Consider the following 16,871-nt stretch of genomic DNA (forward strand, 5'->3'; position numbering starts at 1 on the left):
ACAGCAATCATAGAAATCTCTACATTGACATACAATGGTAAGTTTCCAACTTCAACAGTTTCACGAGCTGGTGCAGTTGCTTCATCAAAATACTGACCGTATACAGGATTAATCTTCTTAAAGTCGTTCATATTCTTAATGAAAATAGACGTTTTCACTACATTGTCAAAAGTCATATTAGCGGCAGCCAACACTGCTTTCATGTTTTCCATAACTTGCTTGGTTTCTACTTCAATAGAATCCATAACAAGTTCTCCCGTTTTTGGATCAATCGCAACTTGACCAGAAGTATACAACGTTCCGTTAATTAATACTGCTTGGTTATATGGTCCAATAGGAGCAGGTGCATTTGGTGTAGTAATGATTTGTTTTGCCATGGTTTGGTTATTTTGTTATTAGGTCTTTGGTCTTTGATCTTTGGTTTTGGATGCAATTAAAAATGGAATTTCTAACACCTAACACCCAAAACCCATATTATTACAATCTTCTATCCGGTTCACTTCGTTGTTCCCACTTCACATCTTTCAGTATAGATGCTTTAATTCCAATAAAGAAATACCAAGAAGCTCGTGAACTAAACGGAACCCAGTTAAAGTTAATTCGCCAACTCTTTAAGTCACGTTCAAAACGCATTTGCGTAAAAGTAAATCCTTTGTTTTTAAAATCGTACCCTGAAGAAACTCCGACTTTCCATTGTGGTGTCAATTCAACATTTCCAGAAAACATCAATGAATTGTTCGAAATCTCGTCTTGTCTATTGCTATTCAAATACGTCACCGTATAGGCGAGTCGTAAATCCCACGGAATTTTGGCTCGATACGCTTCAACATCTTCTTTCTCTTCGTCATCATCATCGTCGTCGTCTCCAAAACTCTGTCGATCACTAAAATCTTGTGCACGTCCAAACAAGTCGTCATCGCGTCCACCACTTCGTGTATTATCTGTCCTATCATCATCTTTTCCTTCCAAACTTTTACTAGAAAAAGAATAATTAAAGTTCAAATTGGCGCTTGTTAATCGGAATAAACTTCCGCCATTATTAATATTAAACTTATCAATTCGTACACCTTGATTATCAATTGCATACGGATCTAAATTTGCACCAAAGTTTACATTCAGCTTGTTGTTAAATAACTGTGTACTACCAGAAACTCGAACTGGTGACCAAGCTAAAGAATCGGCTGCAATATTATAATTTGTAGAGAAGTTTAAACTATTTAGTAACATCACCTTTTTAGGTTCTGTTTGCGTAGAATCTTTTGATTTAATTTTGGCTTCAACCGTATTTGCAACATTAAGTCCTATAGAACTTGCAAAATTTCTACCTGGTACGCCAAAAAGCCCATCTTCAAAACGTGTATACTCTTGTTTTGTTTGTAAGTCTGCATCAATAATATATTCATCGTAATATTGATTGAATGCAGGATTGTAACTATAACTAATAGAAGGACGTAATGTATGTCGTATTGCTTGAATCTTTCGGTCTTTTCCGCGTTCAAAAGTACCGTATAATGTAGTTCCGACGCTGGCACTAAAGTTATAAGTTCTAAATGCATCAAATCCGCTAATGGTGTCTTTTACAGAATCAATTTGTAAAGAAGGATCAGTCGGATCAACAACTGCATCCGAACGTCTTGAGGTTTGCAAAGCCCAAACTTCGTCATAATTTCCTCCCAAGCTCACACTAATATACTTAAATACTTTAAAGTTTGTATTTAAAGGAATATTGTGTCTAACACCAACTTTGGCGTCGTCAAACATCTCTTTCGTAAAGAAATCCTCATCTGTGGTAAGAATTCTATTTTCTCCACGTAAACTATATTGAAAGTTAATATTCTTGATGATTCCTTTTTTAACTCCATCTTTAGGTGCAAAAGGATAAATACGTTCTACACTCGCTTGTAAAGTAGGAAGTGTAAGATTGATACTTTCTGTATTGGTATTTTGCGAATGCGTAGCTGTTAAAGAAACATTTACCGACGGATATGATGGAAATGTCTTAGAATACGAAACAGACGAATTTAATGTGTTATTTAAAAAGTTTGGCGTGTTTAATTGATTCACAGATTGCTGATAGAAACTACTACTACCTAAGTTTACCGAAGCAGAAAATCGCGAATTCGGGTTTGCTTTTGGATCTTGATTGTGCGACCAACGAATGTTATAAATATTCGATTTACTATAGTCTGGAAAACCACGTTGACTGTTAATAACAGCTTCAAATCGCATGCTTAAATTTCCGCGGAAGCGATAACGCAAGGCATAATTTGATTCGACTCGAAAGGCGTAACTACCATTTGTATAATAATCACCCAAAAGCGCCAGATCAAAATAATCACTAACGGCAAAATAATAACCACCGTTTTGGAAGAAATATCCTCGACTACTATTTTCTCCAAATGTTGGAAAAATAAATCCAGAAGCTCTATCGTCTGTTAATGGAAAATATGCAAACGGAAATCCAATTGGTGTTGGCACGTCTGCGATATACATATTTGTTACTCCAGAAACGATTTTCTTATTAGGAACAAGTTTAATTTTTCGTGCTAAGAAATAATACTCTGGATTTTCAACATCTTTAGAAGTCGTAAACTTGGCATTTCGAATAAAAATTACAGAGTCATTTTCCTTTTTAGTCAGTTCTCCGTAAATCTTAGTTCCATTTTGTTCTGTACGAGAATTCCAAATAAGTGCTTTCTCGGTATCAAAATTAAATCGAATAGAATCGGGTTCTACAATATTATCTGCCTGTTTAAAATAAGGAGCTTGCGAATATACACCTGCCGTATCTTTTAAGCGACCTGCATACACTTCATTTTTTTCATAATCTAAAATGATAATTCCAGACTTCAACTCTGTATCTTGATAATACAATTCGGCTTCATTATATAATAAGATTTGCTTCTTGCGCTGACTTATCTTTACATAATCTTTTGACTTGTACTTAATTTGATCTAGTAAAACGGGTTGTTTTTTAGGAACTGAATCTGTTTTAATAGAGTCATTCTTTACAGAATCTCTCACCTTACGCGTTCCTATTTTAAGCGCGTCATTCACATTTACTTTTACGGTATCGCTTTTCTGTTCCTTTTCTTTTTCAGGCTCAAAAGGAAGTTTCTTCCTTGTAGGAAGTTCTTGTGAAAAAGCAAAGAAACTCATCAATAATAATATGAGTTGTATACCTATATAAAATCTCTTTGTCTGCAATGGTCTATTCCAATATTCTTTATAATACACAAAAGAAAGATTTCTTTTATGAATAATCAACTAACTTTTATATTTTCGTTTATCATACGAAAGCCGTAAAAGTATGGCTCAATATTTGAAGTGCCAAACCTAGTGGTGTATTTTTATCATACATTTATGATATTTTAATTATAATTAACACAATAAGGAAAGCACAAAACGCATTATTATCTAATAGAACGAATAGAAATCAAATTTATGTATAGATATTTTTCAATAATAATTCTCTTTTTTGCATCAACATGTATCGTTGGAGCAAATGAAATGACAGAAAAGGAACCGACGAAGAAAAGAAAAGAGTTTGTAGTCATGATTGATGCTGGACACGGTGGACGAGATACTGGAACACCAGGAACCAAACGGTATAAAACTACAGAAAAGGACATTGCATTAGATGTTTCATTAGCATTAGGAAAAATGTTAGACAAACTTCCAAACGTAAAAGTCATATACACACGTAAAAAAGATACGTACCCTACATTAAATCAACGTGCGGTAATGACAAATAAGAAAAAAGCAGATTTGTTTATTTCTATTCACTGCAATGCGCAACCTGGCAGAAAAGGCACAGCGTATGGTTCAGAAACTTTTGTATTGGGTTTAAGTAAAAACAAAGCAAACTTAGAAGTAGCCAAACGTGAGAACTCGGTAATATTTTTAGAAGAGAACCATGAAGAAGTATATGAAGGGTTCAATCCGAACTCACCAGAATCTTTAATTAGTCTAATTATTTTACAAGAAGAATACTTAGATCAAAGCATTGAAATAGCTTCATACATTCAAAAAGAATTTAAAGTTACAGCCAAACGTAAAGACAGAGGCGTAAAGCAAGCAGGGTTTTGGGTACTCTCAAAAACGTATATGCCAAGTGTTTTGGTAGAGCTAGGTTTCTTAACTCACAAAAAGGAAGAAGATTTTTTAAACTCTAAAAAGGGAAAAAAAATCATGACAAAATCCTTATACAATGCTGTCAAAAAATATATAGAGCTACATTCTGAAAAACGATTTAGCAATGATGATGAAGTTATTATTGACGATTCGGAACCAGATGTAACAGAAGAATTGCCTGCATCAAGAGTGATAAAAGGTGTAACTTTTAAAGTACAACTATCGGCAAGTTCAAAAAAAATAGCTACAAAAGCATATAACTTTAAAGGATTAGATCAAATATCTAGAGAAAAATCAGGAAAAATATTTCGCTATTTTTACGGTAAAACTTCTGATTATGAGGAAGTAAAGCGAATGAAAGCAACTGCAAAAAGAAAAGGATATACCGATTGTTATATCGTAGCTTTCAAAAAAGGAAAAAAGGTGCCTTTGGCAGAAGTATTGAATCAATGATAAATTAAATGTATTCTTAGCAAAAAAATAGCTAATTTTGTGAAGTTCACAAATTCCCAAAAATTGAAAATATCTAGAGAAATTAAAACAGCACTACTAGCAATTACCGCGCTAGTACTATTATACTTCGGAATTAGTTACTTAATGTCAAGATCTGTGTTTTCTGGCGACAGAATGTTTTATGCAGAATACAATGATGTTGGCGGTTTGGTTCCAGCAACCAAAGTAATGATTAATGGATATCAAGTCGGTAAAGTACAAGACATTGAGTTACAACCATCAGGAAAATCGTTAGTGACCTTAGCACTAGACAACGACTTCCAGTTTTCAAAAAACAGTACTGTACAACTACAAGAAAATGGTTTTATTGGAGGAAAATCGTTAGCAATCATGCTAAAACAAGACGGTTCGCCTATAGCAGTTTCGGGTGATACACTAAAAACTGAAGTGAGATTGAGTATGGTTGATTCTTTTAAAAACCAACTCACACCATTACAAGCAAAAGTAGAAAGCATGATGGTGAGTGCCGATTCTTTATTAACGTCTGTAAATGCAATTTTAGATGTTGAATCGAGAAAAAACATAAAAAACAGTATCAAAGAGTTAAATGCTACTGTGGCTAACTTCAAAAAAGCTTCAGGAACACTAAATACGATACTTGATAACAACAAGAATAAACTAGACAGTGCATTAACCAATGTAGATAATATCACTGCAAACTTCTCTAAAGTATCCGATTCTTTAGCAAATTTAGAGCTTAACAAAACTGTCAAACAACTACAATCAACCATCAAAGGATTTGACAAGATAATTGCGGGTATTGAAAACGGAGAAGGTTCGGTTGGAAAACTATTAAAAGATGAAGAACTGTACGACAACCTTACAGGCGCATCTTTACAAATGGAACAATTGCTTGAAGACATGAAATTGAATCCGAAACGATACGTACATTTCTCATTATTTGGTAAAAAAGCCAAACAATACAAAAAAGAAGAGAAAGAAGAAGACAAGAAAAACTAAGCATAACCATCAAACGATAACTACTTATGGAGTTCATTCCTAAAATCCTATTTGCCATACTTTTGATTGTAGGTATAGGTTACTTTGCAAGAAATGTTAAAAAACTTATCAGAAACATCAAACTCGGAAAAGATATTGATCGAACCGACAATAAATCCGAGCGTTGGAAAAATATGGCAATGATTGCTTTAGGGCAATCCAAAATGGTGCGTAGACCTATTGCTGGTATTTTACACATTATAGTATATGTCGGATTTGTAATTATCAACATAGAAGTTTTAGAAATTATTATTGACGGACTCTTTGGAACACACAGAGTATTCACAAAAGTTTTACCCGATAGTATCTACGGTTTCCTTATTGGAAGTTTTGAAATACTAGCCGTTGGCGTTTTACTAGCAGTAATAATCTTCTGGATTCGTAGAAATGCAATCAAATTAAAACGTTTTTTAAGTGCCGAAATGAAAGGTTGGCCAAAAAGTGATGGAAACATTATTTTATACTTTGAAATGGTTTTAATGACTTTATTCTTAGTGATGAATGCTACTGATGTTGACTTTCAGGCAATGGAATCTGGAAACATTATAAGCAAGCATATTGCTGGTTGGTTTGGAACTGGAGATCATTTACATATCATAGAAAGAACTGCTTGGTGGATTCATATTGCAGGAATTTTAGCCTTCTTAAACTATCTATACTACTCAAAACACTTACACATACTATTAGCATTTCCAAATACATGGTACGCAAACCTAAAGCCAAAAGGTCAGTTTGTAAATGATGCCAATGTTACAAAAGAAGTAATGTTAATGATGGATCCGAATGCAGATCCTTTTGCCGCTCCTGCGGAAGGGGAAGACGAAGGCGAACCTGAAAAATTTGGAGCTTCTGATGTGCAAGACCTAAACTGGGTTCAACTGATGAACTCGTATACCTGTACAGAATGCGGACGTTGTACAAGCGAATGTCCTGCAAACCTGACTGGAAAAAAACTATCGCCTCGTAAAATAATGATGGACACCAGAGATCGTCTGGAAGAAGTTGGAAAAAACATTGATGCCAACAACGGAACCTTTGTAGACGATGGAAAATCTTTACTAAACGATTATATCTCTACGGAAGAATTGTGGGCATGTACCTCTTGTAATGCTTGTGTGGAAGCTTGTCCTGTAAACATTGATCCGTTATCAATCATCATAGAAATGCGTAAATACTTAGTGATGGAGCAATCTGCTGCACCAACTGAATTAAACGTAATGATGGGGAACATTGAAAACAATGGAGCACCTTGGCCATACAATCAAATGGACAGACTAAACTGGAAAGACGAAAACTAAAAAGACAACTTAAAAAAATACGATGATGAAAGTACCTACAATGGCAGAATACATGGCAGAAGGTAAACAACCAGAAATATTATTTTGGGTTGGATCTGCTGGAAGTTACGATGATAGAGCAAAAAAAATAACCAAAGCTTTTGTAAAGATTTTAAACAAAGCAAATGTAGACTTTGCTGTTTTAGGATCGGAAGAAAGTTGTACTGGAGATGTTGCAAAGCGCGCTGGAAATGAATTCTTATTTCAGATGCAAGCAGTAATGAATATTGAAGTACTCAATGGATATGAAATAAAACGAATTGTAACCTGTGATCCGCATTCTTTTAACTGTATAAAAAATGAATATCCTTCTCTAGGAGGAAATTATGATGTAGTACACCATACACAATTTATAAAAGAACTAATTGATAATGGACGTTTAGAAAAAGTAGGAGACACCTATAAAGGAAAACGTATTACATTTCATGATCCATGTTACTTAGGAAGAGCAAATAAAGAATACGATGCACCTCGTGATGTATTAAGTGTTTTAAATGCGAACTTAACAGAAATGAAGCGTCACAAAGCAACAGCACTTTGTTGTGGAGCGGGAGGCGCACAAATGTTCAAAGAACCTGAAAAAGGAGATAAAGACATCAATGTGCTACGTACGGAAGATGCTTTAAAAACAAATCCAGAAATTATTGCTACAGGTTGTCCATATTGCAATACGATGATGACAGACGGAATAAAAAGTAAAGAAAAAGAGGATAGTGTTATAGTGCAAGATATAGCTGAGTTAATTGCCAATGCACAAAACTTATAAAACAATCAAAAACTAAAGAGAAAACATGCTTGTAGAATTTGATAACATATCAGATGAAGCCAGAGTTTGGATATACCAAGCCAATCGGTCATTCAGTGAAGTAGAGTTGGAGGAAATCAAAGCCAAGCTTTCAAACTTTATCACACAATGGACAGCGCACGGAAGCGATTTAGAAGCTTCTTTCGAAATAAAATACAAACGTTTCATAATTCTTGCTGTCGATCAAGGAAAACAAATGGCAACAGGTTGTTCTATTGATTCGTCAGTACATTTTATTCAGCAATTAGAAAAAGAATACAATGTTGATTTAATGGACAAAATGAACGTGTCTTACAAACAAGGACAATATGTTGCATACAAAGACTTAAAAGCGTTTCGAAAAATGGCAAAAGACAAAGCCGTTACAGGAAACACCATTGTTTTTAACAACTTAGTAGCTACCAAAGCAGAGTTTTTAGAAAATTGGGAAGTTCCTGCACGCGAAAGCTGGCATGGACGTTTCTTAAGCTAAAAAAGAAACATAAAAATAGAATCATAAGGTGCGCTCATAGCGTGCCTTTTTTTATTTGTAATAAAAAAGAGTCAAGTGTTTAAGAATTTTAGTTGATTGTGTACCTTTAAATTAAATCATCAATATTTATCATAACCTTACTATGGTAAAACCGTAAAGCATTGATTACTATATGATTTATATTTAGACTTAACTTTAAATTAATAATTATGAAAAAAAGGAATTTAAATGCAAAGTTGACTTTAAAGAAAAACTTAGTATCTAATTTACAAGTAGAGGAAGTAAAAGGAGGATTACGAACAGACATTTGTACTGGCTTACAAGAAACTTGCGGAGGTTGTTCTGGTCCTACAAAACAATGGCCATGTCCAACACCAACAAGAGGTGACTGGACTTGCGGATGTCCAAATCAATAAAACACACTAACTTTTTATCTCACTTCAATATGTTTATAAGGAAACATTTTTCCGAAAATGTTATTCATTAGTTTGATAAAAGCTGAAAGCCTTGTTCTGTGAAGAACAAGGCTTTTTTTATGTTATTCAGATAATAAATATTCCAAAGTTAGCACACTATAGAAGCATCATAGTTTTAAAGTTCAAGTAAATAAAAAATAATGAAATGTATTCAAGAATGATTCATACCATTTGATTTTTAAATGCTTAAAAAGCTGACAAAACTGTTTATGAAACTCTTATGTTTACTGTATTGGTCTTTTTAATATTTATAATACTAAATCAGTTTCTAAAAAATAAATCACTCAACAAAAACCTTCAAGGATGCTGTTGCGGTTTCTAAAAATCAAGTATTTAAGAATTTATGTTGAATATGGATTAAATAAAACCATCAAGATTTGTCATAATTTAAACTATGGTAAAACCGTAAAGCACTGATTACTATATAGTTTATATTTAGACTTAACTTTAAATTAATAATTATGAAAAAAAGAAATTTAAACAAAAAGTTAACTTTAGGGAAAAATGCAATTTCTAACTTTAAAATAGAAAATGTAAGAGGTGGACGTAAAACTGATATATGTTCAGGTACACAAAATACTTGTGCTAACTGTCAAGGACCAACAAGAGAATGGCCTTGTCCACAAAACTAAAAACATAAACTTTTTATTTTACTTCAATATGTTTATAAGGAAACATTTAAAAAAAATGTTTTATTCATTAGTAGGATAAAAGTTGAAAGCCTTGTTCTCCAAGAACAAGGCTTTTTTTGTGCGGTCAAATATAGTAAGCATCCCAAAATCCCTATTCTAGTTTAGAAAATGATGATGGATATTATTGCATACTTCTTTGTAGTTAATTTAAAAGTGTATAAAATACATGACTTTCTATGAAAGGCTTATATTTGTTTAAATTGCATTTATTCTCCCTAAATTATTGTTTTAAGTGTCTAAAAATCTAAAATACTATATAGGAATATTTCTAATTTCTGCTATTTGTGGAATTTTGTTATATGGTTTACTGCATAATTATAAAGCTTTTGAACAACAAAAAATAGATGCACAACTAAATAAAGCACATACCGATGCTATTATAAAAGCAAAAGCAGGGATTGAAGTCTATGCTTCGTTAGTTTCTGGTTTAAAGAGCTACACTAAAAACAGCAAAGAATTTCCTTCTGAAACAGAATTGCAAAGCTATTTGAATGATTTTTTAAAGGAAACAAAATTTAAAGATTCAATATTAATCAACTTTATTGATACAAATCATGTATTCAAATATGTAGTAACTCCCAAAAAAATTGATCCAAACAATTTAAAAGGACGTTCTGTAAAATCTATCAAATCTAAAGACAGAATAGATGAATTAAACGCACTCATGAAAAGCAATACAATTCATTTATTTACACCTATAAATTTAAGAGAAGGCTGGACAGGTTTTCCGTTTAACTTTTCTGCAAAAACCAGCAATAACGAGATAATTGGCTATGTAACACCTATACTTGATGTAAAATACTTATTAGCGTATTTTTATGAAGGAAATGATAATGATAGGTATGTACATAAATTTCTAATCAATGATTCCTTAGACCTGACTCGTGAAGCCTTTTACAACGGATCAGAGATTTTTAATACCAATCGTGATGCTGAATATTATAAAAAATTCAATGTAAAAGAAGAAACTTTCATTTATACGACCATTCAACTATTTGGATTAAAACTAAAAGTTGGAAGCGCGTTCAAAAAACCTCACACAATTGATAAAAGTATATTTATAATTGCTTATTCCTGCTATGCAGTAATGGTCTTTTTAATATTTGTGATACTAAATCAATTTTTAAAAAATAAATCACTGAACAAAAACCTTCAAGGTGCCAATGCTGTTGTTGTTTCTAAAAATAAAGAATTAGAAAACAATCTTTCCAACATTCAGACCTTAATAAAGGAAATACATCACAGAGTTAAGAACAATATGCAAATGATTTCTGGTATTCTTACACTGCAAGAAGACGAATATGAAGATGAAAACATTATAAAAGCACTTCGCGATAGTCAAAACAGAATCAAATCGATGTCCTTAGTGCATCAAAAACTATATGGAGCGCATACACTAAAAGATGTTCCTACCAAAGAATATGTGACACAACTAATTGATTTTATTGAAAGTACCGTAAGTCATACAATATTAGATTTAAACACAAAAATTGAAATTGATGATGCATTAACTTTTGATGGAGACACAACTGCTAGTGTAGGTTTGATTGTCAACGAATTAGTGACAAATTCTTTTAAACATGCCTTTAAAAAAGATCAAAAAAATAGTTTTTCACTAACAATTGCCAAACAAAATGATTGCTATAAGTTACTATATAGCGACAGTGGAAAAGGTTTGCCAGATGATTTTGATTTTAACACAACTTCTTCTTTAGGAATGCAATTAATACAAGTACTTACCGATCAACTAAACGGTACGTTAACCTATACAAAAGCTCCAAAAAATGCGTTCGAAATTCATTTTACACCTATTGTATCTAGTTTTTCGGTGTAAAACTGCTATAGCAAAAATCCTTTATTTCAACTCATTTAAGTAGTTTCAAAACAAAAATTAGCCTAAAAAAGAACCATTTACTTTTTAATAACTGAATTTGCATATTTTATAATTTGTGAAAGTATTGTTAAAATCAAATAGTACTTTTTTGTGTGCGAGAAAGTCTGTACATTTAATCTATTATGTGAAAGAAGTACAAATGGCATCTTTTTTGTCATACTCAGTACTGTCAATGTTAGTGAATGTACCCTATGAATAAATACAGCTCAATACTCCTTATAATAGTATTCCTCCTTATAACTAGCGCACAACAACCGCGCTTTTTCAATAGCAAAGAATTTGAAGCCCAAGAAAAATGGGTAGACAGTGTTTACACAAATATGACCCAAAAAGAACGTTTTGGTCAATTATTTACCATTGCTGCCTATTCCAACAAAGGATTGGCGGACGATAATAGATTGAAACAACAAATCATGAAACACAAAGTTGGTGGCATTCTATTCATGGGCGGAAATCCAACACATCAAGTCGAATTGACCAATCAGTTTCAAAAACTCTCCAAAGTTCCATTACTAATTGCCATGGATGGCGAATTGGATTTTGGTAAAAAACTCGATTCCGCACATACAAATCCATACAATTTAATGTTAGGCGCTGTGCAAGATGATAAAATCATTCAGCAAATAGGGAAACGTATTGGCGAACATAGCAAGCGTTTAGGTGTCAACATAACTTTTGCGCCTGTTGCAACGGTACAAACGCAAGACAATCGTGCTTTAGTAGGAAATCGTTCGTATGGAGAAGACATCAATCAAGTCACAAAAAAAGTAGCAGCATTTACCAAAGGAATACAAAGCACAGGAACAATAGCCTCTGCAAAATACTTTCCTAGTTTTGGAAATACCTTAGAAACTTCGGCAGATGAATTACCCGAAATCACACTTTCGGCTTCACAATTAGACAGTATTCAACTTGTTTCGTACAAAGCACTCATCAAAAACAAAATTGGCGCAATTCAAACTGGTCATGTACGTGTGCCAGATGTGACTTCTGTAACGGACTTGTCGGCTTCCTTGTCGCACAATGTAGTGACAAAAAAGCTAAAAAATGAACTTGGTTTTAAAGGCTTAACCATTTCGGGACCATTAAATGATAAGCTCTTACGAAAAGGCAAAGAACTTGGCGAAGTAGAATTGGCTGCTTTTGTAGCAGGAAATGATCTATTACTGTTGCCAGAAGATGTACCTGCTGTCATAGCAAAATTTGAAGAAGCCATGCAACTTGGCATTATCAAAGAAGCGCGTGTTTCTCGTGCAGTAAAAAATATATTGCGCACCAAATACAAGTTAGGGTTGGTAACCTTTGAACCGCTACAGGAAATGGCCGTGGTTGATGTAGTACACAATATCAAAGACGATCTTTTGTATCACAAAGCAGTTCAGCATGCCATTACCGCGGTTAAAATAGACAATAGCGTTTTACCCATAAAAGACTTAGCAGAACAAAAAATTGCCTACATAAAAATGGGCGATGCAGACGAAAGTGTATTTGTCAATACTTTACGTAAATATGCCGCAGTTGATGTTGTAAAAGAAGAAAACTTAGCCAGTCTGATTGAAAAACTATTAGGATACTCAACCGTAATTGTCGGATTGCATACAGCTGACGAAAGTCCTATTTCAGATTATAACTTTACAGACAAAGAAATAGTATGGTTACAACAATTGGCACGTACCAATAAAATAATTCTCAATGTATTTGCGAGTCCGCACAGTTTATCAAAAATAAAAAGCTTTACCAATATTGAAAACATCATTGTTTCCTATCAAAACAGTGAAGTTTCACAAGAAATGTCGGCACAAATCATCTTTGGAGCTATCAAAGCGCAAGGAAAATTGCCAGTTGCTATAGGAGAAGAATTCCCAATAGGCACAGGATTACAAACAAAAACATTGTCGCGCTTAGCGTACGATCTGCCAGAAACGGTTGGAGTTAGTTCAGCAAAACTACAGCGAATAGATTCACTTGCAGAATTGGTGATTTCTGAAAAAATGGCGCCAGGTGTGCAATTATTAATCGCCCGAAAGGGAAAAGTGATTTACAATAAAAACTTCGGGTATCATACCTACAAGAAAAAGAAAAAAGTAACCGATCATGATATGTATGATGTGGCTTCTATGACGAAAATCTTAGCAACCTTGCCATTAGTCATGCAATTGGAAGAAAACAAGAAGCTTTCTTTAAATTCTAAACTAGGAGATTTATCATCACAATATAAAGGAACAAACAAAAGTAAGCTCAAAATCATAGAAATACTTTCTCATTATGCACGCTTAAAACCATGGATTCCTTTCTATGTAAACACTTTAGATACGCTGACAAAAAAGCCAGATAAAAAATGGTACAGCAGTAAAAAATCAAAAGAATACAATGTCAAAGTTGCGGATAATTTATACATGAATGCTGAATACAAAGATTCCATCATGCAGCGTATTATTGACAGCGACTTATTAAAAAGAAAGCGTTATAAGTATAGCGATTTGCCATTTTACATCTTAAAAGACTATGTAGAAGCGACATACAAATCAAACTTAAATGCATTGACACAAAAGTACTTTTACAAATCTTTAGGTGCGCACAGAACAACCTACAATCCGTTGGAAAAATTTTCAAAAAATATGATAGTTCCTTCGGAAAAAGACGACTATTACCGAAATCAAGTGTTGCAAGGATATGTTCATGACATGGGCGCAGCAATGCAAGGTGGAATAGGAGGACACGCAGGATTGTTTAGTACGGCAAATGATGTGGCAAAAATAATGCAAATGTATATGGATGGCGGAATCTATGGCAATGTTCAATATTTGGATGAAGCTACCATTGCAAAATTCAACAACTGTTACTATTGTCACAAAGACAACCGACGTGGCGTAGGATTTGACAAACCGCAATTAGGCGATGTTGGTCCAACCTGTGGCTGTGTTTCCATGAAAAGTTTTGGACACTCAGGATTTACAGGAACCTACACATGGGCAGATCCGGATGAAGAAATAGTATACGTATTCCTGTCTAACAGAACGTATCCGACAATGACAAACAGAAAATTGATAAAAACTGATATACGAACCAAAATTCAAAAGCTCATTTACGAAGCAATTGAAGAATAAACTTAACTAAAATTGAAAATAGCAATCGTATGTTATCCAACATTTGGAGGAAGTGGCGTAGTCGCTACCGAACTAGGAATTGCCCTAGCCAATAGAGGACACGAAATACATTTTATTACCTACAAACAGCCTGTTCGTTTGGCTTTATTAGGCGAAAATATTCACTTTCACGAAGTAAATGTACCAGAATACCCTTTATTTCATTACCAGCCGTATGAGTTAGCCTTATCGAGTAAATTGGTCGATATGGTAAAACTATATGGTATAGAATTGTTGCATGTACATTATGCCATTCCGCATGCATATGCAGGATATATGGCAAAAAAAATGTTGGCAGAAGAAGGAATTACCATTCCTATGGTGACAACTTTACACGGAACAGATATCACTTTGGTGGGAAGTCATCCGTTTTACAAATCGGCAGTAACATTTAGCATCAACAAATCGGATGTAGTAACGTCGGTATCAGAAAGTTTAAAGCAAGATACCTTACGTTTATTCGATATCAAAGGAGAAATTGATGTGGTGCCAAACTTTATCGATGTTAGTAAGTACGATCATGGTTTTACAGATTGTCAACGAAGTATGATGGCAACTGAAGATGAAAAAATCATTACACACATCAGTAACTTTAGAAAAGTAAAGCGTATTGATGATGTAATCAAAATATTCTACGAAATTCAAAAAGAAATTCCTGCCAAATTGATGATGGTTGGTGAAGGTCCTGAAAAGGAACCAGCAGAGCAATTATGTGAAGAATTGGGAATCTCAAACAGAGTAATCTTCTTAGGAAACAGCAACGAGATTGATAAAATTTTATGTTTCTCAGACTTGTTCTTATTACCATCAGAAACAGAAAGCTTTGGATTAGCTGCCTTAGAAGCAATGATTTCGTCAGTTCCTGTCATATCAAGTAATACAGGAGGAATTCCAGAAGTAAATGTGCATGGTGTTTCAGGATATTTAAGCAATGTAGGAGACATCAAAGACATGTCAAACAATGCTTTAAAAATCTTAAAAGACGATACCGAACTCGAAAAATTCAAAGCTGCAGCCAAAAAGCAAGCCTTGGCATTTGATATCAATAAAATTGTACCTGTGTATGAGTTTATCTATCAAAAGGCGTTTGAAATGGCGTGACTTCGACTGCGCTCAGTCAGCGCTAATTAGGACCGCTTCGCTTTTAGACTCGGCTTTGCCTTTTAGATCGCTTTGCTCTTAGATTGTTAGACACGCTGTCGCTTTTGGACTTATTCCTGCGTAGGCGGGAATCTCTTTGATTGCTTCGCTTTTAGATTCGGCTTTGCCTTTTAGTATGTTGGACTCGCTTCACTTCGACAGGCTCAGTGCGAGCGCTTTTTTGAATTTCTCAGAAACGTCTTTGCGAAAGTTTTGGAAAAACTTGTGGCAATCTTTCTCTAAGAAAAATACTTTTGTCCTTTGAAGTAGCAGATTGCCACGGCTCTGCCTCGCAAAGACGTATCATATATTATTTTCAAATTACTACATTATCAAATCATAAACTAATAAACGTCACTGCGAGGAGTTTACAACGTGGCAGTCTGTTTATTGTATTGCAAATTTGTTCTTTGAAGTAGCAGATTGCCACGGCTCTGCCTCGCAAAGACGTATCATATATTATTTTGAAATTACTTCATTATCGAATCATAAACTAATAAACGTCACTGCGAGGAGTTTGCGACGTGGCAGTCTGTTTATTGTACTGCAAATTTGTTCTTTGAAGTAACAGATTGCCTCACTGCGTTTGTAATGAGGAATCAAATTAATCAAAACAAAATAACCAACCTTCAGAAAGGTCGTTCCAATCGGGGTTTTCTTTGTTAATAAGTTCTTCTTTACGTTTTCGATTTCCTGATTTCAATTGTTTTTCTCTAACGATAGCTTCATCGATTGATTGAAATTCTTCAAAATACACCAACTTATCACAATTATATTTAGAAGTAAACCCTCTATATGTTTTTGACTTATGTTGATAGACTCTTTTAGTTAAATCAGAAGTCACCCCAATATAAATGACTGTGTTATTTTTGTTTGTTAGGAAGTAGATACAAGGATTCTTCATAAAAGCGAATATAATAGTTTTTTATCATTATAAAGAGGTTGCTTGACTCTTGAACCACTTCATTATCTTGTTAAACTTCTTAGAAACGTCTTTGCGAAAGTTTTGGAAAAACTTGTGGCAATCTTCTTCTTAGGAAAACACTTTTGTCCTTTGAAGTAACAGATTGCTTCACTGCGTTCGCAATGACGTTTAAATTAAAACCAAAACGTAAAATGTAACAAATTCCAAAACAAACATACCAATAGCACAAGTGATGCGAAGTAATAGACTGTGTTATTGCGTTAAAAAGTTTATAAGCGTACTAGTTTGAAGGATGTTTTTAAAGTATTTTTACAAAAATCAATCAAAAGATAACGGAA

The 16,871-nt window shown here is 33.8% G+C and carries 13 protein-coding genes; 10 read left to right on the forward strand and 3 right to left on the reverse strand.

Annotated features, from left to right (window positions below):
- Nucleotides 1-377: Rid family detoxifying hydrolase (locus ACRBBL_RS22135; RefSeq protein ID WP_431371278.1), on the reverse strand; the 377-nt coding region annotated here is incomplete at its 3' end.
- A gap of 100 nt (nt 378-477) precedes the next feature.
- On the reverse strand, nt 478-3,159 hold the full coding sequence (locus ACRBBL_RS22140) for a putative LPS assembly protein LptD (RefSeq protein WP_431371304.1): 2,682 nt from the start codon (nt 3,157-3,159) through the stop codon (nt 478-480).
- 285 nt (nt 3,160-3,444) lie between these two features.
- On the opposite strand from ACRBBL_RS22140, the gene ACRBBL_RS22145 reads away from it, so the two are divergent.
- The 10 genes from ACRBBL_RS22145 (at nt 3,445) to bshA (ending at nt 15,569) form a co-directional block, all read left to right on the forward strand.
- A complete protein-coding gene (locus ACRBBL_RS22145; protein WP_431371279.1) occupies nt 3,445-4,587 on the forward strand; it encodes an N-acetylmuramoyl-L-alanine amidase family protein in 1,143 nt (380 codons plus the stop codon).
- Nucleotides 4,588-4,650: 63 nt separating this feature from the next.
- Nucleotides 4,651-5,607 (forward strand): MlaD family protein, encoded by a 957-nt coding sequence (locus ACRBBL_RS22150; protein WP_431371280.1) that lies wholly within the window; start codon nt 4,651-4,653, stop codon nt 5,605-5,607.
- A 26-nt stretch (nt 5,608-5,633) separates the two neighbouring features.
- Nucleotides 5,634-6,944 (forward strand): 4Fe-4S dicluster domain-containing protein, encoded by a 1,311-nt coding sequence (locus ACRBBL_RS22155; RefSeq protein ID WP_431371281.1) that lies wholly within the window; start codon nt 5,634-5,636, stop codon nt 6,942-6,944.
- A gap of 25 nt (nt 6,945-6,969) precedes the next feature.
- Complete coding sequence (locus tag ACRBBL_RS22160; protein ID WP_431371305.1) at nt 6,970-7,749, forward strand: (Fe-S)-binding protein; 780 nt, start codon at nt 6,970-6,972, stop codon at nt 7,747-7,749.
- Nucleotides 7,750-7,774: 25 nt separating this feature from the next.
- Nucleotides 7,775-8,260 (forward strand): ABC transporter ATPase, encoded by a 486-nt coding sequence (locus tag ACRBBL_RS22165; protein ID WP_431371282.1) that lies wholly within the window; start codon nt 7,775-7,777, stop codon nt 8,258-8,260.
- A 209-nt stretch (nt 8,261-8,469) separates the two neighbouring features.
- Complete coding sequence (locus ACRBBL_RS22170; RefSeq protein ID WP_431371283.1) at nt 8,470-8,676, forward strand: hypothetical protein; 207 nt, start codon at nt 8,470-8,472, stop codon at nt 8,674-8,676.
- A gap of 521 nt (nt 8,677-9,197) precedes the next feature.
- Nucleotides 9,198-9,368, forward strand: coding sequence for a hypothetical protein (locus ACRBBL_RS22175; protein ID WP_431371284.1), 171 nt, complete (start codon nt 9,198-9,200; stop codon nt 9,366-9,368).
- A gap of 292 nt (nt 9,369-9,660) precedes the next feature.
- Nucleotides 9,661-11,262 carry a sensor histidine kinase gene (locus tag ACRBBL_RS22180; RefSeq protein WP_431371285.1) on the forward strand — a complete coding sequence of 534 codons (1,602 nt, stop codon included), beginning with the start codon at nt 9,661-9,663 and terminating at the stop codon, nt 11,260-11,262.
- 251 nt (nt 11,263-11,513) lie between these two features.
- Nucleotides 11,514-14,429, forward strand: coding sequence for a glycoside hydrolase family 3 N-terminal domain-containing protein (locus ACRBBL_RS22185; protein ID WP_431371286.1), 2,916 nt, complete (start codon nt 11,514-11,516; stop codon nt 14,427-14,429).
- Between the two features lie 12 nt (nt 14,430-14,441).
- Complete coding sequence (gene bshA, locus ACRBBL_RS22190; RefSeq protein WP_431371287.1) at nt 14,442-15,569, forward strand: N-acetyl-alpha-D-glucosaminyl L-malate synthase BshA; 1,128 nt, start codon at nt 14,442-14,444, stop codon at nt 15,567-15,569.
- A 643-nt stretch (nt 15,570-16,212) separates the two neighbouring features.
- On the opposite strand, the gene ACRBBL_RS22195 is transcribed toward bshA, so the two are convergent.
- The gene (locus tag ACRBBL_RS22195; RefSeq protein WP_431371288.1) at nt 16,213-16,512 is read right to left on the reverse strand and encodes a GIY-YIG nuclease family protein; all 300 of its coding nucleotides are present in this window, start codon (nt 16,510-16,512) and stop codon (nt 16,213-16,215) included.
- Between the last annotated feature and the right edge of the window lie 359 nt (nt 16,513-16,871).

It is taken from the genome of Kordia sp., assembly GCF_050633145.1.
In the GTDB taxonomy this organism is placed as follows: Bacteria; Bacteroidota; Bacteroidia; order Flavobacteriales; family Flavobacteriaceae; genus Kordia.